This is a genomic window from Streptomyces pseudovenezuelae (assembly GCF_001513955.1).
GTDB classification, from domain to species: Bacteria; Actinomycetota; Actinomycetes; order Streptomycetales; family Streptomycetaceae; genus Streptomyces; species Streptomyces pseudovenezuelae.
The window spans coordinates 598,840-619,726 of record NZ_KQ948147.1 but is presented as its reverse complement, the minus strand read 5'-3'; the positions used below and the strand labels follow the sequence as shown (position 1 = coordinate 619,726).

Genomic DNA, 20,887 nt, shown 5'->3' with positions numbered 1-20,887 from the left:
ACCCACCGTCCGCGCGCACGCTACGGTGGACCGGCCGAGGTTCCTCGGCAGCACAAACCCGCGTACTACGAGGTGGGGGCACAGCAACGCCATGGCACAGGGCACGGTCCAGGTGACGTACACCGGTACATCGCGGTGGCGCCGCCGCACGGGTGAGTACGCGTCGCTCACCGCAGCCCTGGAGGCCGCGGCGGACGGGGACGTCCTCACGGTCGCGCCCGGCACCTACCGGGAGAACCTCGTCGTGCAGCGGGCGGTGACCCTGCGCGGCCCCGAGGGGTCGCCCGGTTCCGTGCGGATCGCGCCCCTGGACGGGGTGCCGTTGACCGTCCGCGCCTCTGCCGTGGTGCAGGACCTGCACGTGGAGGGCCAGGACGCGGCCGCGCCCGCCCTGCTCGTCGAGGAGGGCACCCCGGAGCTCACCGACATCCGGATCGTCACGCGGTCCGCGGCCGGCATAGAGGTCCGCGGGGGTGCCCGCCCGACCGTGCGCCGCTGCACCGTCGACAACCCGGCCGGCATCGGCATCGCCGTACTGGACGGCGCGGGCGGGGTGTTCGAGGAGTGCGAGATCGTGGCGGCCGGCCAGTCCGGCGTCGCGGTGCGCGGCGGGGCCCACCCCCGCCTGGAGCGCTGCCGCGTCCACCACACCTCGGGCGCGGGCCTGGCCGCGACCGGCGAGAACTCCGCGCTGGAGGCCGTGGGTTGCGAGGTCTACGAGGTCCGCGGCAGCGGGATCCAGATCACCGGCCGGGCCACCGCCCACCTCACCGACTGCGATGTGCACCGCACCACCGCCGACGGCGTCACACTCGACACCGACGCGGTACTGACCCTGGCCGACTGCCGTATCCACGACATCCCGGAGAACGCGGTCGACCTGCGCTCCCGCTCGGTGCTCACCCTGACCCGCACCACGGTCCGTCAGTTCGGCCGCAACGGCCTGTCGGTGTGGGACCCGGGCACCCGCGTGGACGCCAACCAGTGCGAGATCTTCGACAGCACGGGCGACTATCCGGCCGTGTGGGTCAGCGACGGCGCCACCGCGGTGCTCGACTCGTGCCGGGTGCACGACGTGCCGGACGCCCTGTTCGTGCTGGACCGCGGCTCGCGCGCGGACGTCGTCGACACCGACATCTCCCAGGTCCGCAACACGGCCGTGTCCGTGAGCGACGGCGCCACCGCGCAGCTCGACGACTGCCGGATCCGGGACGCGGCGACCGGCGCATGGTTCCGTGACCACGGCAGCGGCGGCACCCTCAACAGTTGCACCGTGGACGGCACCCAGACCGGCGTGATCGTCACCAAGGGCGCCGACCCGACGATCGAGCGCTGCACGGTCGACTCCCCGGCCGAGGCGGGCTTCTACGTGTCGGCGGGCGGCCGCGGCAGCTTCCTGAACTGCCGGGTGACGGGCAGCGGCGGGTACGGCTTCCATGTCATAGACGGCTGCCGTGCGACGCTCAGGAAGTGCCGCACGGAGCGCTGCGCGCGCGGGGGCTACGAGTTCGCGGACGCCCCGGACGCGGCCGCCGGAGCGGGCCCCGTCGTCGAGGACTGCACCAGCGACGAGAGCGGGGGCCCGACCCCGCCCGCGGCCAGGGAGACGGTCGTGCAGACGGAGTCCCGCTCCCCCGGGCTGCTGGGGACGATCCCCGGACAGCGGGTCACCGAGCAGGACCCGCTGATCGCCCCCGCCGAGCCGGAGAAGCCCTCGCGTACCTCGAAGGCCGTCCTCGGTGAACTCGACGCCCTGGTGGGCCTGGACAGCGTCAAGCGCGAGGTGCGGGCGCTCACCGACATGATCGAGGTGGGCCGGCGACGCCAGCAGGCGGGCCTCAAGGCAGCCTCCGTCAAGCGCCACCTGGTCTTCACCGGCTCCCCCGGAACCGGCAAGACGACGGTCGCCCGGCTCTACGGCGAGATCCTCGCCTCCCTCGGCGTCCTGGAGAAGGGTCATCTCGTCGAGGTGTCCCGTGTCGACCTGGTCGGCGAGCACATCGGTTCCACCGCGATCCGCACCCAGGAGGCCTTCGACAGGGCGCGCGGCGGAGTGCTGTTCATCGACGAGGCGTACGCGCTGTCGCCGGAGGACTCGGGCCGGGACTTCGGCAAGGAGGCCATCGACACGCTGGTGAAGCTGATGGAGGACCACCGGGACGCGGTCGTGGTGATCGTCGCGGGCTACACCGCCGAGATGGAGCGGTTCCTGTCGGTCAACCCGGGCGTGGCCTCCCGCTTCTCACGGACCATCACCTTCAGCGACTACAACCCCGACGAACTCCTCAGCATCGTGGAGCAGCAGGCCGAGGAGCACGAGTACCGGCTGGCGCCGGGCGCCGCGGAGGCCCTGCGCAAGTACTTCACCGTGCTGCCCAAGGGTCCCGCCTTCGGCAACGGCCGTACCGCGCGCCAGACCTTCGAGGCGATGGTGGAGCGGCACGCGAGTCGGGTCGCCCACGTGGACGACCCGACCAAGGACGACCTGACCCTGCTCTACGCCGAGGATCTGCCCGAGCCGTCCTGAGCCCGCGGACCCGGCAGGTCCGGCTGGAGCCGGCCCAGTAGTCTCGCCCGCTCCTCGGCGAAGACCGGGTCGGCCTGGTAGTCGGAGTGTCCGAGGATCGCCGAGGGCAGCGGGTGCACAGCGGTGCGGCCGTAGGCGAGCGGGTCCTTCAGGGGCTCCCGGTCCACCTCTGGGCCGCAGTCGCCGGGCAGCCGGACCGGGCCGCCTATGGGGTCGGTGAGCCGGTAGAGGTTGCGCCAGCAGTCCACGTCGTGGTGCAGGGCGGTGAGCGCGGCCGGACCGAAGTGAGCGGGGAACCAGCGGCCGTAGAGGCGCTCCAGCGGGGAGCCGTAGGTGAGCAGGGCGACCCGCCCCCGGACCGACGGCTCAAGCTGCCAGGCCGCGGCGGCCGCCAGCACACTGCCCTGGGAGTGTCCGGAGATGACCAGGCGGCCGCGTGTGGCGCGGATCCAGGTCGCGACCCGCCAGGTCAGGTCCGGTACGGCGCGCTCGGCGTAGCAGGGCGGGGCGAAGGGGTGGGCGGCGCGCGGCCAGAAGGTGCCCACGTCCCAGAGGATGCCGATGGTCCGGCGCGCGGAGGGGTCCTTGTAGGCGCGGCGGCCCCAGGTGACGAACAGGATGAAGCCGAGGCCGATCAGCCAGGAGCCGAGTGCCTGCGCGGTGTCGGCGGCGCCCTGGACGAAGACGTAGGCCCCCTCGGCGGCCTTTGCCGGGGTCTTGCGGGAGGTCAGTGCGCCGACGAGGGCTCCGGCTCCCAGCAGCAGGGTGCTGGCCGACGTCACCCCGAGCAGGCGGGGTCCCCGGTCCGTCAGCGCCGCCATCGCGCGGGTGCGGGCGATGCGGCGGGTGCGTTCCGCGTCCTTGGGCTCCGCGGGGTACTCGCTCTCGACGGCGCCCTGTTGGGCCCGGCCGGAGCGCCAGGTGCGCCGGCCGAGCCAGGCGCAGTGCCCCAGCAGCACGAGAAGGACCAGCGGGATCACGGAAGCCTGCCAGGTCAGCAGGACCGGCGGCCCGAGGATGCTGGCGCCGGTGCCGTCCAGCCAGTCCGCCACGCGCTGCGAGACGCCGCCGGACATCACGCCGCCCAGGGCGCAGGCCAGTGTCGCCACGGCGGGACCGGCCAGGCCGCGCATCGCGGCGCGCGGGTCGGGATGCGTGCGGTACAGGAGGTGGGCGACCACGGCCAGGGCGACGACCAGCAGGCCCTGCACGAAGGCGATCCCGCCGAAGGTGGCGTCCCCCGACAGCCGGCCGTGCGACTGCCAGCCCGGCCGCTCCCACCCGGCGTACACCGCGGCGAGGGCGAGCAGGACCAGCGCGGCGAGCGGCAGGCGCCGTACGAGATGCTCGTCGAGCTGCCGGTCGAGGTACCGCTCGCTGCGGCCGCGGCGGCACACCACCCAGACGACGGAGATCCCGCCCGCGACGAGTCCGGCCTCCAGGAGCCGGCCGAGGGTGTCGAGGAGGGCGGGGCCGCCCGGTTCGCGGTCGAAGCGGGCGGCCGTGGAGCAGACCGCCGCGGCGATCGTCAGCAGGCCCGCCGCGGTGTGCGCGGCCCGCAGGCGGGCGACCAGGCGGCGGCCGTACCAGAAGCCGGGACGGCCGAGCGCGGTGCGGCCGCTGTCCTCCTCCGGCTCACCGCCGCGCGCCATGGGCTGTTGGGACTCGTAGGCGCTCCAGGTGCGGTGGGACAGGTACCAGAGCAGACCGGTCAGCGCGGCCGGGACCACGGCCGCCAGCGCGAGGCGGCGGCCCGGCCTGCTCCACCAGCCGCCGTCCGACACGTCGGGCGACAGGAAGCCCAGCCAGGAGTGCGCCTCGGCACACGCGCGCGTGCCCGCGCACTGCCAGGCCGCGAGGTCCAGGGCGACCTCGCAGGCGGCGGCGACCAGCAGAACGGTCAGGGTCAGGCTCGCGAGCCGCACCAGCAGGCCGTAGAGGCGCACGGTCCTTCTGCGGTCGCGCGCGGCGGGGCGCATCCAGTGGGCGAGGTTGACCACCATGAACGGCAGCAACAGCAGCCACAGGGCGCGGGTGCCGTTGCCGGAGGTGAGGTTGCACCACACGTACGCCTCGGGCACCGGGCCGGTGCGGCCGTCGCGTGGTCTCTTCTCGGCGTCGACGTCGTCGGCGCGCCGGAAGACGGCCGCGATGTCGTCGCCGGTGATCCGCACCGTGCGCGGATCGTCGAGCATCTTCTCCGGCGTGGTGCCGCCCACTCCGTGGACCAGGAGTTCCAGGGCGGTTCCGGATTCCTCGGGCCGGGCGGCCGAGCCGTCCGCGCCCATGGTCGTGACAGGTTCCACTGATCTCGCACTTCCCCCGTGACGCGCCGTCGGCATCTGTCCGTGCGGGCACAAGGATCGCCGCTCATCGCGTTGTGCGCACCACTCGTCACGGAATCTCCCCGATCCGGGTGACGGCCGGGACCCACGGTCACCCCCGTGACGCGGGCGCGACGGGGCGGTCGGTGGCGCTCCTGGTGGGGGCCCGTGCGAGTATGGGACGTCCCGCGCACCAGGGACGGGCAAAATGTCCTCGTGGGAGAGGGTGCGCAGGGCGAGTCGGACGGCCCCAGGCGAAAGGACCGGAGCGTACGTGAGTGAGAATCAGAACCTCCTCGCGGAGCAGCGGCGCGCCCTGATCCTGGACGAGGTCCGGCGCCGAGGCGGGGTGCGCGTCAACGAGCTGACCCGCAAGCTCGGCGTGTCGGACATGACCGTACGGCGTGATCTCGACGCGCTGGCCCGCCAGGGTGTGCTGGAGAAGGTGCACGGCGGCGCCGTCCCGGTGGTCGAGGCGAGCACCCACGAGCCCGGCTTCGAGGCGAAGTCGGGTCTGGAGCTGACCGCCAAGGAGGACATCGCGCGGTCCGCGGCGGAGCTGGTCGCCCCGGGCACCGCGATCGCCCTGTCGGGCGGTACGACGACCTACGCGCTGGCCCACCATCTGCTCGACGTGCCGGACCTGACCGTGGTGACCAACTCGGTGCGGGTGGCCGACGTGTTCCACGCGGCGCAGCGCACCACGGGCCCCCGTCAGGGTGCGGCGACCGTCGTGCTGACCGGCGGTGTGCGCACCCCCTCCGACTCGCTGGTGGGACCGGTGGCCGACCAGGCGATCGGGGCGCTCCACTTCGACGTGCTCTTCCTCGGTGTGCACGGCATATCGGTCGAGGCCGGCCTGTCCACGCCGAACCTCGCGGAGGCCGAGACCAACCGGCGTCTCGTGCAGTCGGCCCGGCGGGTCGTGGTGGTCGCCGACCACACCAAGTGGGGCACCGTGGGCCTGAGTTCGTTCGCGTCGCTGGAGCAGGTCGACACGCTGGTGACGGACGCGGGGCTGCCGGCGTCGGCGCGCGCGGAGGTCTCGGAGCATCTGCGACGGCTGGTGGTGGCGGGCGAGTCCGTTGACGGTACAGACATCTGACTGAGCGTCAACTAAGGTGACACGTCCCGTCCGACACCAGGGGGATGTGCTCATGGCTCACCAACTGCGCGCGGTGGAGCTCGACTTCATCGCGACCGCGCCCGTACGGATGGTGTTCGCGCAGGAGATGTCGGCTCCGCCGAAGGCGGTCCACCGGGCGCTCGCCGAGGACGTGCCGGGCTGGGAGGAATGGTTCTCCGCGGTGACGCTGGCCCGCTCGACCGGGGACGGCTCGACCCGGGAGATCCACCTCAGGGGCGGCGGGCGCTTCCAGGAGACGATCCTCGCGGCCGAGGCCCCGGAGGTGTACGCCTACCGGGTCGATGTGGCCAACGCGCCCGGCGCCCGTGCCATCGCCGAGGAGTGGCGGCTCACTCCCGCAGGACCGGGCACCCATGTGCGCTGGACGTTCGCCGTGGACGGCACGGCGGCGTTCCGCGTGGTCGCAAGGCTCGGGCGGGCCGGGCTGGGGCGGGCCTTCCGGGAGGCGGTCCGGACGCTGGACCGTCGGCTCGCGGCGCAGGGCTCCTAGCCGGGCTCCGGGAAGGTGCGTGACGGGTCCGGCCGCCTTCCGGGCTCGCTCATCGGGTGCATGGCGTGGACCGTCGCTCGGCGGGTGGCGGCTGGCGGCTGGCGGCTGGCGGTCGACCGAAGGCTGTGGGGTGAGCCGAGGCCGCCGGTCGGCTAGAGGCCGTCCGACGTGGCCCGCGCGGGCCAGACCCCCGTCTCCAGCAGGGAGGCGATCGCCGCCGTGTGGGGCTCGATGTCCAGGCCCTGCTCGGCCAGCCACGCGTCCGAGTAGTACTTGTCCAGGTAACGGTCTCCGGGGTCGCAGAGCAGGGTGACGACGCTCCCCTGCCGCCCTTCGGCCACCATCTCGGCGATGATCTTCAGCGCGCTCCACAGACCGGTGCCGGTCGAGCCGCCCGCCCGGCGGCCGATGGCCCGCTCCAGGGCGCGCACGGCGGCGACACTGGCCGCGTCCGGGACCTTCATCATGCGGTCGATCGCCCCGGGCACGAAGCTCGGCTCCATGCGCGGACGGCCGATGCCCTCGATGCGCGAGCCGCAGTCGCACGTGACGTCCGGATCGCCGGTGCTCCAGCCCTCGAAGAAACAGGAGTTCTCCGGGTCGGCCACACAGATGCGGGTGTCGTGCTGCATGTAGTGGACGTACCGGGCGATGGTCGCCGAGGTGCCGCCGGTGCCGGCCGTGGCGACGATCCACGCGGGCTCCGGGAAACGCTCCAACTCCAGTTGACGGAAGATGGATTCGGCGATGTTGTTGTTGCCGCGCCAGTCCGTGGCCCGTTCCGCGTAGGTGAACTGGTCCATGTAGTGGCCGCCCGTCTCCCCCGCGAGACGGGCGGACTCCTCGTACATGGTGCGCGGGTCGTCCACGAAGTGGCACCGGCCGCCGTGGAACTCGATGAGGCGGATCTTCTCGGCGCTCGTCGTGCGCGGCATCACCGCGATGAAGGGCACACCGATCAGCTTCGCGAAGTACGCCTCGGACACGGCCGTGGAGCCGCTGGACGCCTCGATCACCGGGCGGCCGGGCCGGATCCAGCCATTGCACAGGCCGTAGAGGAAGAGCGAGCGGGCGAGGCGGTGCTTGAGGCTGCCGGTGGGGTGGGTCGACTCGTCCTTGAGGTACAGGTCGATGCCCCACTTCTCCGGGAGCGGGAAGCGCAGGAGGTGGGTGTCGGCCGAGCGGTTGGCGTCGGCCTGGACCTTGCGGACGGCTTCTTTCAGCCAGCCGCGGTAGGCGGTGTCGGTGTGGTCGATGTCGAGGGTGTCGCCGGTCCTGGTCTGCTGAGGGGTGCTCACGGCAGGGCTCCTAACACTTCGCGCCGACGGCGCGTCGCGCGGCCGATGACTCGATCATAGACACCTTCCGCACGCTTCTCACCTGCATAAACACACCTTTGGGAGCCTCAAAGGCACCCTGGGGTCAGGGCGGGGCGCGAGGGCGGGGGCGCATTCGGACGAGTGCTCCGGGCGCTCCCGGCGAGATGCCGTGCGTACTGGTGCTCGACGCCCGTGGCGGGCAGACTGCACCGGGCGGGACGGACGTCTCGGACGGGGGCGCACACTGGATCACGACAGAAGCCGGCTCTCGGCCCACGCGGTCGTACGAGCCGGCACACCGACGCGCACAAGGGGGCGGGGCGGCATGGCGGAGCCGGAGTTCACGGCTACGGGCGTGCGGATCGGGAAGAGGTTGCGCTCGCTCACCCGGGCCGGTCAGGTCCGGATCAACGACGGCAGACTGGAACTGCTCACCAGTTACGGCAGCGAGATCGACAGTGCGCCGGTGCAGGCGGTGCGCGCCTCCAAGCCCTGGTTCGCCGCCGACGACCGGGCTCTCGCGGACCTCAACGGCAACCGGTATCTGCTGACCCTGGGCGAGCACGACCCCGCTCCGGGCGAGCCGGGGCCGCCCGCGGCGCGCCGGTTCATCGAGGCCGTACGCCGGGCTGCGGGGCGTAGCGAATAGGTCACCGCGAGTTGCGGTACCGCGCCTCCTGCGTCACGCTGGTCTCACATCACTCTGGGTTTACCGGCGATCACGCTGCACACCAGCCCGCCGGGCACGACAGCAGGCGGCCGTTCCATCCAGGCACCTGCTCGATCCGAACTCCGTGTTCTTCCGGACCTCACGTCGGGGAGTCGCAGCCGTGATCAGTCACCCAAGCAGGCATTGCACGGTGGAGCTCCAAGCTCTGCCGTCGCGGATCGGCCAGGTCCGCAGAATCCTTTCTGCGCAATTGCGCTACTGGCATATGGATCCCCTCATAGACCGGGCCGTGCTCGGTGTGACGGAGCTCTTGACCAACGTCCACCGCCATGCGCAGCCCGACAAGACGTGCACCGTGAAGATCGAGCTGCTGCTCGACCGGCTCATGGTCTCGGTGCACGACCACGACCCGCGTCTGCCGGTCGTGGCCGACATCAAGGACACCGAGCCGCTCGCCACGTGCGGGCGCGGCCTCGCGATGGTCGCCGCGGTCAGCGAGAGCTGGGGCGTACGGCCGGACGGCGAGTCGGGGAAGTTCGTGTGGTTCACCCTGCCGACGCCTTCCGCGACGCTGCCGCAGCGGCCCCAGCGGCAGACCGTCCTCGACAAGACCGCGCTCCGGTTCGCCGAGGTGCGGGTTGACGGCCGCAGGCCCGAACACGCTCCCGCCCGGTCCGCCGTTGCCGGCTGACCGGGCGGTGACGACTCCTCTGTTTCGCTCGTCAGCCTGCGGGACGCTGCCGTGCAGTGCCGGGACGACGATCGCGCTCGGCCCCTCGGGCCACGGCGCGTCCGTCGCCCCGACGGCGGCGGGCCCCACCGGTTGTGTCGCGGCCGACGCGTCGGTGGGGTGCTGCCCGTCTCACTCGGCGATCGGCGGGTCGCTGCGGTCCGACTGACCCTGGGCACGAACGGCAGCGGTACGTCGAGACGCGCGCGGCCCGCGAAGACTGCCGCGCGATCGGCGTCCCGGCCCCGGCGCGGCACTCCGGCTTCCCCTGACGGATAGGTAGGCCCGCTCGTCGCCAGTGGGCTCCTGCCCGTGTCAGCCGATGGGCTCGCCCCGCGCGACTGCCCCTGAGCGCGAACGCCTGCGGTATGTCGAGACGCGCGCCCAGCGCGGGGATCGCGAAGGCTCCCGCGTGGACTGTGTCCCGACACCCTCCGACTCCCTGACCGGGAGAGTTGGCCCACCCGTCGCCGGTCGGCTTCTGCCCGTCGCAGCCGATGGGTTCGCCCCGCACCCGTCCCGATCCGGGCGCTGACGCCCGCGGCAGGTCGAGACGCGCGCCCCGCGCAATCCGCGTCCCGGCACCAGCGCAACCCGCCGCCCCCCTGACCGGGCGAGTTGGCCCACCCGGGCCGGTCGGCTCCTGCCCGTCACAGGCGATGGGTTCACCCGCGCCTGTCCGGCCCTGGCGCGAACGCCCGCCCTACGTCGAGCCACGCGCCCCGCGCAATCTACGTCCCGGCACCAGCGCAACCCGCCGACTCCCCCTGCCGGAAAGACCGGCCCACCCGTCGCCAGTCGGCTTCTGCCCGCCTCAGCCCATGGATTCGCCCCGCGCCTGTCCGGCCCTGGCGCGAACGCCCGCCCTACGTCGAGCCACGCGCCCCGCGCAATCTACGTCCCGGCACCGGCACCCCCCTGACGGAAAGGTCGGCCCACCCGTCGCCACTCAGCTCCCGCCCGTCACAGCCCATGGGGGCGCCGGGCGCGAACGCCCGCCGCACGTCGGGACGCGCGTCCCGCGAGATCCACGCAATCTGCGTCCCGACGCCGGCCCGCCGCTTCGGACGGCTCACTCGGTCGCGATCGCCCGTAGGACGTCGAGGCGGGCGGCGCGGCGGGCCGGGCGCAGGCCTGCCAGGGCTCCCGCGGTGAGGCCCACCATGGCGACCACCGTGAGTTGGAGGGGCGGGACGGCGAAGGCGAAGGTGCTGTCGCTCGTGCCGTCCGAGGCCCTGACCAGGACCCAGCCGAGGAAGGCGCCGAGGGTGAGGCCACCGATCGTGCCGAAGGCGGCGACCAGGACCGACTCCCAGCGGACCATGGCGCGGAGCTGGGAACGGGTCTGGCCCACGGCCCTGAGCAGGCCCAGTTCGCGGGTGCGCTCGTGGATCGCCAGCGTCAGCGTGTTGGCGATGCCCAGCAGCGCGATGAGGACCGCCAGGGCGAGCAGCGCGTAGACCAGCGAGAGCATCATGTCGATGCCGGCGGCCGAGGACTGCGCGTACTCGTCGCGGGTCTGCACCTCGGGATGGCCGTAGCGCGCAGCGACCTTCTCCACCGCCGCCTTGCCCGCGCCGGTGCTCACGCCGTCCTTGAAGGAGACCGCGACGACCGTGTCGGAGTCCTGGGTGCGGTGCGGGGCCCAGGCCGCGCGGGTGATGACGTAATCGCCCGCCAGCTCGGACCGGCCGTAGACCGCGCGGACCGTGAAGTCGTCCTTCTCGCCGTCGGTGAAGGTGAGTCGGGCCTTGTCCCCGGTCGTGAGGCCCTGCTTCTCCGCCTCCGTCCGGGTGATGGCGATGCCGTCGGTGCCGAGGCCGCGCAGGGAGCCGCGCACGGTACCGAGATCGAAGGTGCGCTCCAGGGCGATCGGGTCGGCGACCGTCAATGCCCTTCCCTTGCCGTCGACTTCGGCGACACCGCGCCCGAGACCCACGGCCGTGTCCACCTCGGGAAGCGCCTGAAGCGCTCCGGCGAGCCGGGGGCTCAGACCGCTGCCGCCCGCGCCGAACGACGGGGTGCTGACGGCGACGTCGCCCGCGAAGGACCGGGACACGGTCTGGTCCATGGTGGCCTTAAGGGACGCCCCGAAGACCGTGAACAGCGAGACCACGGCCACGCCGATCATCAGCGCACTCGCGGTGGCGGCCGTCCGCCCGGGGCTGCGCAGGGCGTTGCGCCGGGCGAGGGACCCGGTGACGCCACGGAGCCGGGCGAGCGGGCCGCCGAGCACGCGTACGGCCGTGGTGGAGGCGACCGGGCCGAGGACCACGAAGGCCACGAGAGCGAGGACCGCGCCGGCTGCCGCGAGCCAGAGGGACGGTGACACCAGGACGCCGGTCAGGGTGAGGGACACGGCGAGCGCGGCGAGGCCGGCCCCGATGACGGCACGGACGCGGGATGCCCCCGACTGGTCGACGGCCGTCTCGCGCAGGGCGGCCAGCGGCGCGGTGCGTCCGGCGCGTAGGGCGGGCAGCAGCGCGGAGCCCAGGCAGACCACGACGCCGACCGCGAGCGGCAGCAGCATCGAGAGTGTGCTGATCACCAAGTCGCCCTCGGGGAAGGGGAATCCGATCGCAGGGAACAGCGCCTGGAGGCCGGCGGCCACCCCGATGCCGCCCGCGATGCCCGCGGCGGAGGCGGCGCCGGCCACGACGCTCGCCTCGGTCAGGGTCGAGGCGGTGACCTGGCGTCGGGAGGCGCCGAGTGCCCTCAACAGGGCGTTCTCACGGGTGCGTTGGGCGACGACGATCGCGAAGGTGTTGTGGATGGAGAAGGTGGCGACCAGGAGGGCGACGCCCGAGAACACCAGCAGAAAGGTCGTGAAGACGGACAGGAACTGACTGGAGATCATGTCGGTGTTCTCCTCGGTCGACTCCTGACCGGTGATCGCCTCGACGCCCCGGGGCAGTACGCGGCTCAGCCGGTCGACGAGCTCCCGCTGACCGACACCGGGACCCGCGCGCACCTGGATGCTCGACGCCTCACCGGGCCTGGCCGTGAGGTACTTCTCGGCGTCGGCCAGGGTCATGCCGGTGAAGGTCACCTGGGCCATGCCGTCCTCGCCGCCGAAGGTCGCGAGACCGACGACGGTCACCTCGACGGGGTCGGGCGTCCGCAGGACCGTCGTGTCGCCGATCTTCAGGTCGCCCTTCTCGGCGGTGCCGCGGTTGACGACGACCTCGCCGGACCTCTTCGGGGCGCGGCCCTCGGCCAGTTCGTACGGGTTGAGCTTCGGGTCGTCGATCCAGTTGCCGGCGAGGGTGGGCGGGCCCTGGCCGCCGATGGGCTCGCCGTTCGCGCCGACGAGCTGGCCGGCGCCCTGGATGTCGGGGACCGCGGCCGCGACGCCGGGGACCTGCTCGACGGTACTGACCAGGTCGGTGGTGACCGGCTCGCGCACCCCCTGGCTCTCCCCCGGCGTGGTGATGGCCTCGGCGCTGCGGACCACGGCGTCGGTGCCGCCGGTCGCGTTGCCGAACATGGTGTCGAAGCCGGCCCGGAGGGTGTCGCCCATGACGAGAGTTCCGGCGAGGAAGGCGACACCGAGGAACACGGCGAGGAAGGTTCCGGCGAAGCGCCGCTTGTGGGCGCGCAGGGAGTTCACGCTCAGGCGCAGGGAGGCGTTCACGAGGGGACCTCCGTCCGCGAGGGCGTCTCGGACCGTGACGGCACATCTGTCTGCGAGGGCACCTCGAAGGCCTTCATGCGGTCCAGGACCCGGTCGGCCGTCGGGTTCTCCATACGGTCCACCAGGCGTCCGTCGGCGAGGAAGACCACCTCGTCGGCGTGGGCGGCGGAGACCGGGTCGTGGGTGACCATGACGACGGTGCGGGCCGTCCGGCGCACGGTCCTGCCGAGGAGGCCGAGGACCTCTCCACCCGAGCGGGAGTCGAGGTTCCCGGTGGGTTCGTCGGCGAAGACGACGTCGGGCCGGCCGGCGAACGCCCGGGCCACGGCGACGCGTTGCTGCTGCCCGCCGGAGAGCTCGGCCGGCCGGTGACGGAGCCGGTCGCGCAGGCCGACCACGTCGATCAGCGCGTCGATCCACTCGGGGTCGCCCCTGCCGCCCGCGAGGTCCAGCGGCAGCCGGATGTTCTCCTCGACGGTCAGGGTCGGCACCAGGTTGAACGCCTGGAAGACGAAGCCGACGCGGTCGCGGCGCAGGAGGGTCAGGCGGCGGTCGTCGAGGGAGCCGAGATCGGTGTCGCCGATGTAGGAGGCGCCCTCGGTCAGCGTGTCGAGGCCGGCCGCGCAGTGCATGAGGGTGGACTTGCCGGAGCCCGAGGGCCCCATGATCGCGGTGAAGCGGCCGGCCGGGAAGTCGACGCTCACCCCGTCCAGGGCCCGCACACCGGTGTCGCCGCTGCCGTACACCTTCACGGCGTCGACCACCCGGGCGGCCGGCGGCGTCTTCGTCGGGGCGGTCGTGACGGTCATACCGCACCGCCCTTGCCGACCGTACGGCCGAACTGCTCGTCCAGGACGGACAGTCGGCGCCAGTACTCGTCCTCGTCGATCTCGCCGGAGGCGAAGCGGCGGCCGAGCACGGCGATCGGCGAGTCGCCGGAGGGACCGGCGTCGGCCATGGCGCGCCATGGTCCGCGGCGGCCGCGCCAGAGGGTGCGGCGCAGGACGGTGACGACGCCGAGCACGACGGCCGCCCAGATCAGCGGGAAGAAGAGGATCCACGGGCCCGGGCCGCCGTCCCAGTTCGCGAGAGTCTGCATGTCGGTTCATCTCCCTGGAGTTGCGAAGGTGTCGATCGGTGCTGCTTCGAGACTGGCTCCGGGGAGGGGGCCGGGTCGTCGTACGGCCAGCGGCAGTGCGTGTACCTCCCGGGGAGTACGCGGGCCTGTTCCGCCTGCTCCCCAGAGGGCTCGACTTCTGTAACTACTAGTATGTACAGTGCGGTCATGAGCACCTCGGACCGACTGATCGAGTCCACCCGTGAGCTCCTGTGGGAGCGCGGCTACGTGGGGACCAGCCCCAAGGCCATCCTGGAGCGCGCGGGCGCCGGACAGGGCAGCATGTACCACCACTTCAAGGGCAAGCCCGACCTCGCCCTGGCCGCGATCCGAAGGACCGCCGAGGAGCTGCGCGCCACCGCGGAGGGAGTGCTCGGCGGGCCCGGCACGCCGTACGAGCGCATCGAGGCCTATCTGCGGCGCGAGCGCGATGTGCTGCGCGGCTGTCCGATCGGCCGGCTCACGATGGATCCGGACGTGGTCGCCAGCGACGAACTGCGTGCACCGGTCGACGAGACGATCGACTGGATCCGTGAGCGCATCGCCGGGATCGTCGAAGAGGGCAGGGAACAGGGCCTGTTCGCGGCCGCGCTGGACGGCGAGGAGATCGCGGCGACCGTGCTCGCGACGGTCCAGGGCGGCTATGTCCTCGCCCGCGCGTCCGGCTCGCCCGCCGCCTTCGACATGGGCGTGCGGGGTCTGCTGTCACTGCTCACGCCACCGACCGAGTAAGGGAGTTCCTCCACGTGCAGATCACTCGACAGCGCCCCGAGACCCGCCGGGGCGCCGCGGAGAACTTCACCGGGACGGTGTGGCTCGACGAGCTTGCCGCGCCACCCGCCCCGTCCCGGCTGCGGATGTTCAACGTCCACTTCGCTCCCGGCGCGCACACCGCGTGGCACCGGCATCCGCACGGCCAGGTGCTGCACGTCCTGGAAGGCGAGGGGCTGGTACAGCGCAGGGGCGGTGCCGTCGAGCCGATCCGCGCGGGCGACACCGTGTGGATCGAGCCGGGCGAGTGGCACTGGCACGGGGCCGGGCCGCGCACCTTCATGACCCATCTCGCGGTCGTCGAGGCGGCGGAGGACGGCACGACGGCCGACTGGGGCGCACACGTCACCCCCGAGGACCACCCCGCCTGAGGAGGCCCCCGATGCACGCCATGCAGTACGAGCTCACCCTGCCCTCCGACTACGACATGGACGTCGTCCGCGCCCGAGTGGCCCGGGTCGGGCATCTGCTGGACGACTGGGAAGGGCTCGGCTTCAAGACGTACCTGATGCGCGAGCGCGGGGTGAACGGCTCGCCCGTGAACCAGTACGCGCCCTTCTACCTCTGGAACACCGTGGAGGGCATGAACGGCTTCCTCTGGGGAGGCGGCTTCCAGGGGCTCAGCAACGACTTCGGGCGGCCGTCGGTGCGGCAGTGGACCGGTCTGTCGTACGAGGAGGGCGGCGCCGCCGGCTCGCCCGGACGGTGGGCCGTGCGGCGGCGCCAACCGGTGCCCGATGGTGCGGAGTTGGCCGATGTGATGGCGGACGCGGTGGGTGGGACCGAGCGGCTGGCCGGGGAGGACGGCGCGGTGTGGGCGGCGGCCGCCGTGGACACCGCCCGCTGGGAGATCGTCCACTTCTCGCTCTGGACGCACGAGGCGCCCGAGGCGGAGGGCGAGCTGTTCGAGGTGCTGCATGTGTCGGCACCGGGCCGGGGTCGGCTGCCGCGGGGGCGGCAGTGGTGAGGGCGGTCGCGGTCCGCACGGTGGCCGGTGACGTCCCCGCCGAGCAGCTCGGGGTGTGCGACGCCCACGACCACCTGTTCTTCGGCAGTCCCCAACTGCCCGGGCAGGAGCTGCGGAGCATCCCGGCGGCGCGGGCCGAACTGGCGGCCTTCGCCGAGCTGGGCGGTGGCACCGTGGTGCAGTGGACGCCGTACGGGCTGGGGCGGCGGGCCGCCGATCTGCCGCCGCTGGCACGGGAGACCGGGGTGCGGATCGTCGCCGCGACCGGGCTGCACCAGGCGGTCCACTACGACGACACCACGCTCGCCGGGTTGCGCGGCCGACTGGCCGAGGTGTTCGTCGCCGAACTGACCGAGGGCATCGGGACGTCGGGCGTCCGCGCCGGGCTGATCAAGGTGGCGGGCGGTTTCCACGCCCTGGACGCACACGCCCGCTGGACCATGTCCGCGGCGGCCGAGGCCCACCATGCGACGGGGGCACCGATCGCCGTCCACCTGGAGCTGGGGACCGGCGCGCTGGATGTACTGGACCTGCTGTGCGGGGAGTTGGGGGTGCCGCCGCGGCGGGTGATCCTCGGACACCTCAACCGCTCCCCCGACCTCACCGTGCACCGCCAGGCCGCGGCGTCCGGCTGCTTCCTCGCCTTCGACGGGCCCTCACGCGCCAACCACGCCACGGACTGGCGGATGCCGGACGCCGTACGGGCCCTCGCCGAGGCGGGTCACGCGGACCGTCTGCTCCTCGGCGGCGACACCACGACCGCGGCCGCCCGCTCGGTCAACGGAGGCCCGGGCATGCCGTATCTGCTGCGCCGGGTGCGGCCGCGGCTCGCGGCCGAGCTGGGCGACATGGGCCCGGAGCTGGTGCGGCGCGTCTTCACCGAGAACCCGGGTCGGGCCCTGGCGGTGGAGTGGAGCGGGCCCTGACGCCGGTCACCGGCACAGCGCGTCGAGGTCCTCGGAGAACGTCGGGAACTCGGACCGGGCGGCCGTGACAATGTCCCGGGTGGAGCGGCGCGGGGTGCTCGCGTGCCGCTCGGCGAGTTCGGTCAGCACGGGGTTCGGGCGGGCGTCGTACTCCTCGTGCTCCACGACCTCCATCGGCCCCAGGCCGTCGGCCAGCACCCACAGGAAGTCGGACAGGTTCGCCGCCACCACACCGCGCTCGCCCTCCGAGCCCAGGAACACCACGGGCTGCTCGGCGAGGGGCCGGTCCGGCCGCACGCGCCACAGGGCGGCGAGTCCACCGGTGCCGTCCTGTCCGAAGACCCGGTAGGCGTCACCGTCGAGTTGGTGGTTGCCGGTCCAGTGGCGCAGCCAGTCGGTGGTCTCCTCGGCGGAGTCGAAGGCGTCGTACGGCTCGAAGTCGACACCCTCGCCGTCGTCGTAGTCGAACTCCACACGGGCCACGTCGGCCAGGGCGGGCGGGAAGGCGCGGTCGCCCTCGGTCGTCTCGATCATGCCCGCAGGCTAGCCGCCGCCACTGACAACGGCCCTGGGCCACCTAGATGTCCATGTCCTGGAAGCACGGAGTCCCAGCGGCCCCGGTCGCTGGTCGCGGCGCTGGGGCGCTTGACGGCGCCGTCAGGAGCCTGATCACACTGACCTGATCGATCTGACTGTGATGGCCTGACACTGATGGCCTGACACTGATGGGAAGAACATGCGAGTCGTCGTCATCGGCGGTAGCGGGCACATCGGCACCTTCCTGGTCCCCCGGCTGGTCCGCGCCGGCCATGAAGTGATCAACATCAGCCGTGGCACCCGTACCGCCTACGTCGAGGCTCCCGAGTGGCAGCACGTGCGTCAGGTGGTCGCCGACCGGGAGCAGGAGGACAGGGAGGGCGCCTTCGGAGACCGCGTGGCCGGGCTGGCCCCGGACGTCGTCGTCGACCTGGTCTGTTTCACCCTCGACTCGGCCACCGCGCTGGTCGAGCGGCTGCGCGGCGAGGTCGGGCACCTGGTGCACTGCGGCAGCGTGTGGCGTCACGGCCCCGCCGACAGGCTGCCGATCTCCGAGTCCACGGGCACCCCGCCCGTCGGGGAGTACGGCATCCAGAAGGACCGCATCGCCCGGATGCTGAAGCAGGAGACCGCCGCCGGGGGCCTGGTGACGACGTCCCTGCACCCCGGGCACATCGTCGGGCCCGGCTGGCACCCGATCGGACCGCTGGGGAGTCTCGACCCCGCTGTCTGGTACACGCTCTCGGCGGGACAGCCGCTGAAGGTCCCGGGCAGCGGTGTCGAGCTGATGCACCATGTGCACGCGGACGACGTGGCGCAGGCCTTCGAGCGGGCGGTCGAGCGCCGGGACGCGGCCGCGGGCGAGGACTTCACCGTCGTGGCCCCCACCGCGCTGAACGTACGCGGGTACGCCCGCATCGCGGCCGGCTGGTTCGGTCGGACCGCGTCGCTTGAGCCCGTGACCTGGGAGGAGTTCCGCCGGGCCACGGCCCCGGAGCACGCCGAGGCGAGCTGGGACCACCTGCACCGCAGTCAGTGCCTCACCATCGAGAAGGCCAGGACCGTCCTCGGTTACGCCCCACGCTACGAACCGGAGGCCGCCGTACTGGAGGCGGTGCGCCGGCTGATCGACGACGGGGAGCTGAAGGTGGCGGGCGCGCTCAGCGCCTGACCGGACGCGCGCCGCCAGGGCCCGTCGTTTGGATCAGGCCGGCCGTGAGGTGCGGTGCCTTTCTGCAGCAGATGTGCGTGCCAGACCCCGCGACGCCGGGCTGATCCAAACGACAGTCCCTAGGCCCGGCCGGTGTCCAGGCGCCCCACCCGGGCCACGTTCTCGCGGTCCTCGGCGTCCTCGCTCGGCTGCGCGGTGAACCAGGCGTCGAGGATCTCCTTGAGGAGCGGCCCGGAGGTGAGGCGGAGGCTGAGGGCGAGGACGTTGGCGTCGTTCCAGCGGCGGGCGCCGTCCGCGGTGTAGGCGTCCGTGCACAGGGCGGCCCGTACGCCGGGGACCTTGTTGGCGGCGATGGAGGCGCCGGTGCCGGTCCAGCAGCACACGATCGCCTGGTCGGCGCGCCCCGCGGCCACCTCACGGGCCGCGGCCTCGGAGCAGACGGCCCACTGCGGGTCGGCGCCGGGGCTCAGGGCGCCGTACGCGACGACGTCGTGGCCTCGCGCGCGCAGTTCGTCGAGGAGGGTGCGCGCGACAGGTTCGTCCATGTCCGAGGAGACGGAGATCCGCATGTCACGAGCCTACTCGGCGGCTCGTCCAGCGGACGACGGGTTCGAGGTGGGTGACGTGCGGGCCGGCGAGGTCCGGCAGTTCGGCCGGTGAGCCGACGAGGGCGATCCGGTCGAACTCCGGGGCGTGCCCTCGGGCCGTCTCGGCGGCGACGAGCGCCTCGAAGCGGTCGTGCAGCAGGGACGCGGGTACCGGTGGCGCCAGGTAGTGGACGCCGACCTGTCCGTCCTCGCCGTGGGTGACCAGGCAGCGGGTGAGGTCGGCGGCCGGGAGGTCGACGCCCGTCTCCTCGGCCAGTTCCACGGCCGCGTGGCGGCGCAGTGCGTGCTCGTCGAGCGGCTCGTCACCGGTGGGCGGCTCCACCGATCCGCCGGGGAACTGCCAGCAGCCCGGCGCGGCGGTGGCCGAGGACATCCGGCCCACCAGGACGCGTCCGTCCTCGGTCGGCTGCACCACGCTCACGAACAGGGACCGCCGGACGGTGGCCCCCGGGACGCGGCGCAGCGCGAAGTAGCGGTAGGTGGCGCGGGACCAGGAGACGAGCAGGGTGTCCGGGGTCTCCCGGGACAGTCCCGCGCAGACCGCCACCGGGCCGTCGAAGAAAGCCGGGTTGGCCAGGACCACCGTGTCCCACTCGCGGTCCATGGCCGTCCGCGCCCAGGCCGGGACCACCGGGGGCGCCACCTCGACCAGGCGCAGTCCCCCGGCCTCCAGCAGTTCAGCCACGGGTCAGCGTGCCCAGCGGATCGTCCAGCACCGGCTGCCACGCCAGCTCGGCCGCTCCCACGAGGCTGTTGTGGTCCAGGGTGCAGGCCAGGACGGGCACGCCACCGCTCTGCCCCCACAGGCTGCGCTCGGCGACGACGGCCCGCAGGCGCGCGGGGTCGGCGGCCAGGAGGGTGCGGTGGAGACCGCCGAGGATGATCCGGTCGGGGTTGAGGATGTTGACCAGACCGGCGAGGCCCAGGCCCAGGCGGTCGATCAGCGACTCGGCCGCGGTCCGGACGGCGGGGTCGTCGTAGTGGTCACGGACGAGGTCGTCGGCCTGCCGGAGCAGGGACTGCTCGGGGCCGGGGTCGCGTCCGGCCGCCGTGAGCAGGGCCAGCGGGTCGGCCTCGACGTCCAGGCAGCCGCGGCTGCCGCAGTGGCAGGGGCGGCCCTCGGGGTTCACGGTGAGGTGGCCGACTTCCAGAGCCAGGCCCGAACTGCCCGTGTGCAGACGCCCGTCGAGCACCAGCGCGCCGCCGACGCCCCGGTGGCCGGTGGCCACGCACAGCAGATCGCGGGCGCCGCGGCCCGCGCCGTGCCGGTGCTCGGCGAGCGCGGCGAGGTTGACGTCGTTGCCCGCGAAGGCCGGTCCGGTGATGCCGGCGGCGCGCACGCACTCGTCGAAGATACGGCGGACGGGGGCGCCCGCCGGCCAGGCCAGGTGGAGGGGGTTGAGGGCGAGGCCGTCGGGTTCGGCGACCGCGGACGGCACGGCGAGCCCGGCGCCCACGCAGCGTCGGCCGGTCGTGCGCAGCAGGTCGGCGCCCGCCTCGACGACGGAGCCGAGGACCTTCGCCGGGTCGGCGTCGATCGTCTCGCTGCCGGGCGCGGTGGCGACGATACGGCCGCCCAGGCCGACCAGCGCGGCCCGGAAGCCGTCGGCGTGCACCTGGGCGGCCAGCACGACGGGACCGTCCTCGGCGACCGCGAGCCGGTGCGAGGGCCTGCCCTGCGAACCGGCGGCCGCGGTGGGCCGGGCGTCGACGCGGATCAGCCCGAGTGCCTCCAGCTCGGCGGCGACCGCGCCGGCCGTCGCACGGGTCACGCCGAGTTCGGCGGTGAGCACGGCCCGGGTGGGCGCGCGGCCGGTGTGCACGAGCTCCAACGCGGGTCCGAGCGCACCGCGCCCCCGGTCCAGCCGCGCTCTCGAGGTGGTCACTTCCCCCGCCGGCCGGGGGTCCGCCTTGCCGCTCATGAGGGCGAGTCTCCCATGATCCGTTCC

The 20,887-nt window shown here is 73.2% G+C and carries 19 protein-coding genes; 10 read left to right on the top strand and 9 right to left on the bottom strand.

What is annotated here, in order from left to right; translation table 11 throughout:
• Positions 1–91: 91 nt before the first annotated feature.
• Positions 92–2,527 (top strand): right-handed parallel beta-helix repeat-containing protein, encoded by a 2,436-nt coding sequence (locus tag AQI94_RS19060; protein WP_031049589.1) that lies wholly within the window; start codon positions 92–94, stop codon positions 2,525–2,527.
• Here AQI94_RS19060 and AQI94_RS19055 read toward each other — a convergent pair.
• A complete protein-coding gene (locus tag AQI94_RS19055; RefSeq protein ID WP_391269156.1) occupies positions 2,497–4,869 on the bottom strand; it encodes a hypothetical protein in 2,373 nt (790 codons plus the stop codon). The genes AQI94_RS19060 and AQI94_RS19055 overlap by 31 nt on opposite strands.
• Before the next feature lie 256 nt (positions 4,870–5,125).
• On the opposite strand from AQI94_RS19055, the gene AQI94_RS19050 reads away from it, so the two are divergent.
• Positions 5,126–5,956: a DeoR/GlpR family DNA-binding transcription regulator gene (locus AQI94_RS19050; protein ID WP_031060176.1), complete on the top strand. Its 831-nt coding sequence runs from the start codon at positions 5,126–5,128 to the stop codon at positions 5,954–5,956.
• Between the two features lie 52 nt (positions 5,957–6,008).
• Positions 6,009–6,488 carry an SRPBCC family protein gene (locus AQI94_RS19045; protein ID WP_031060179.1) on the top strand — a complete coding sequence of 160 codons (480 nt, stop codon included), beginning with the start codon at positions 6,009–6,011 and terminating at the stop codon, positions 6,486–6,488.
• Between the two features lie 152 nt (positions 6,489–6,640).
• Here AQI94_RS19045 and cds1 read toward each other — a convergent pair whose 3' ends face one another.
• The gene (cds1, locus tag AQI94_RS19040; protein ID WP_031060182.1) at positions 6,641–7,786 is read right to left on the bottom strand and encodes an L-cysteine desulfhydrase Cds1; all 1,146 of its coding nucleotides are present in this window, start codon (positions 7,784–7,786) and stop codon (positions 6,641–6,643) included.
• Between the two features lie 346 nt (positions 7,787–8,132).
• Here cds1 and AQI94_RS19035 point away from each other — a divergent pair, with 346 nt between their 5' ends.
• Both AQI94_RS19035 and AQI94_RS19030 read left to right on the top strand, forming a co-directional pair.
• Positions 8,133–8,456, top strand: coding sequence for a hypothetical protein (locus AQI94_RS19035; protein WP_031060185.1), 324 nt, complete (start codon positions 8,133–8,135; stop codon positions 8,454–8,456).
• A gap of 181 nt (positions 8,457–8,637) precedes the next feature.
• Complete coding sequence (locus AQI94_RS19030) at positions 8,638–9,168, top strand: ATP-binding protein (protein ID WP_078902993.1); 531 nt, start codon at positions 8,638–8,640, stop codon at positions 9,166–9,168.
• A 1,111-nt stretch (positions 9,169–10,279) separates the two neighbouring features.
• On the opposite strand, the gene AQI94_RS19025 is transcribed toward AQI94_RS19030, so the two are convergent.
• The 3 genes from AQI94_RS19025 to AQI94_RS19015 are packed head-to-tail and all read right to left on the bottom strand — an operon-like array spanning position 10,280 to position 13,940.
• On the bottom strand, positions 10,280–12,841 hold the full coding sequence (locus AQI94_RS19025) for an ABC transporter permease (protein ID WP_031060191.1): 2,562 nt from the start codon (positions 12,839–12,841) through the stop codon (positions 10,280–10,282).
• Positions 12,838–13,650 (bottom strand): ABC transporter ATP-binding protein, encoded by an 813-nt coding sequence (locus tag AQI94_RS19020; protein ID WP_031060194.1) that lies wholly within the window; start codon positions 13,648–13,650, stop codon positions 12,838–12,840. Before AQI94_RS19020 ends, AQI94_RS19025 begins: the two co-directional genes overlap by 4 nt.
• Positions 13,647–13,940 carry an SHOCT domain-containing protein gene (locus tag AQI94_RS19015; protein ID WP_031060195.1) on the bottom strand — a complete coding sequence of 98 codons (294 nt, stop codon included), beginning with the start codon at positions 13,938–13,940 and terminating at the stop codon, positions 13,647–13,649. Before AQI94_RS19015 ends, AQI94_RS19020 begins: the two co-directional genes overlap by 4 nt.
• Positions 13,941–14,111: 171 nt before the next feature.
• Between AQI94_RS19015 and AQI94_RS19010 the strand changes: the two genes are divergently transcribed.
• The 4 genes from AQI94_RS19010 to AQI94_RS18995 are packed head-to-tail and all read left to right on the top strand — an operon-like array spanning position 14,112 to position 16,622.
• A complete protein-coding gene (locus AQI94_RS19010; protein ID WP_031060198.1) occupies positions 14,112–14,690 on the top strand; it encodes a TetR/AcrR family transcriptional regulator in 579 nt (192 codons plus the stop codon).
• Between the two features lie 14 nt (positions 14,691–14,704).
• A complete protein-coding gene (locus AQI94_RS19005; RefSeq protein WP_031060201.1) occupies positions 14,705–15,100 on the top strand; it encodes a (R)-mandelonitrile lyase in 396 nt (131 codons plus the stop codon).
• 11 nt (positions 15,101–15,111) lie between these two features.
• Positions 15,112–15,696, top strand: a complete 585-nt coding sequence (locus AQI94_RS19000; RefSeq protein ID WP_031060204.1) for a DUF4865 family protein — start codon at positions 15,112–15,114, stop codon at positions 15,694–15,696.
• On the top strand, positions 15,690–16,622 hold the full coding sequence (locus AQI94_RS18995; protein WP_031060206.1) for a phosphotriesterase family protein: 933 nt from the start codon (positions 15,690–15,692) through the stop codon (positions 16,620–16,622). Before AQI94_RS19000 ends, AQI94_RS18995 begins: the two co-directional genes overlap by 7 nt.
• Before the next feature lie 6 nt (positions 16,623–16,628).
• On the opposite strand, the gene AQI94_RS18990 is transcribed toward AQI94_RS18995, so the two are convergent.
• Positions 16,629–17,156, bottom strand: a complete 528-nt coding sequence (locus AQI94_RS18990) for a hypothetical protein (protein WP_031060208.1) — start codon at positions 17,154–17,156, stop codon at positions 16,629–16,631.
• A gap of 202 nt (positions 17,157–17,358) precedes the next feature.
• On the opposite strand from AQI94_RS18990, the gene AQI94_RS18985 reads away from it, so the two are divergent.
• Positions 17,359–18,330 (top strand): NAD-dependent epimerase/dehydratase family protein, encoded by a 972-nt coding sequence (locus tag AQI94_RS18985; protein ID WP_031060211.1) that lies wholly within the window; start codon positions 17,359–17,361, stop codon positions 18,328–18,330.
• 119 nt (positions 18,331–18,449) lie between these two features.
• Here the strand turns inward: AQI94_RS18985 and AQI94_RS18980 are convergent, their stop codons facing one another.
• The 3 genes from AQI94_RS18980 to AQI94_RS18970 are packed head-to-tail and all read right to left on the bottom strand — an operon-like array spanning position 18,450 to position 20,860.
• Entirely contained in the window at positions 18,450–18,899 is a 450-nt protein-coding gene (locus AQI94_RS18980; RefSeq protein ID WP_031060214.1) for an RpiB/LacA/LacB family sugar-phosphate isomerase, read from the bottom strand.
• Position 18,900: 1 nt separating this feature from the next.
• Positions 18,901–19,623 carry an NUDIX hydrolase gene (locus AQI94_RS18975; RefSeq protein ID WP_031060217.1) on the bottom strand — a complete coding sequence of 241 codons (723 nt, stop codon included), beginning with the start codon at positions 19,621–19,623 and terminating at the stop codon, positions 18,901–18,903.
• A complete protein-coding gene (locus AQI94_RS18970) occupies positions 19,616–20,860 on the bottom strand; it encodes an ROK family protein (RefSeq protein ID WP_062229831.1) in 1,245 nt (414 codons plus the stop codon). Before AQI94_RS18970 ends, AQI94_RS18975 begins: the two co-directional genes overlap by 8 nt.
• Positions 20,861–20,887: the final 27 nt, after the last annotated feature.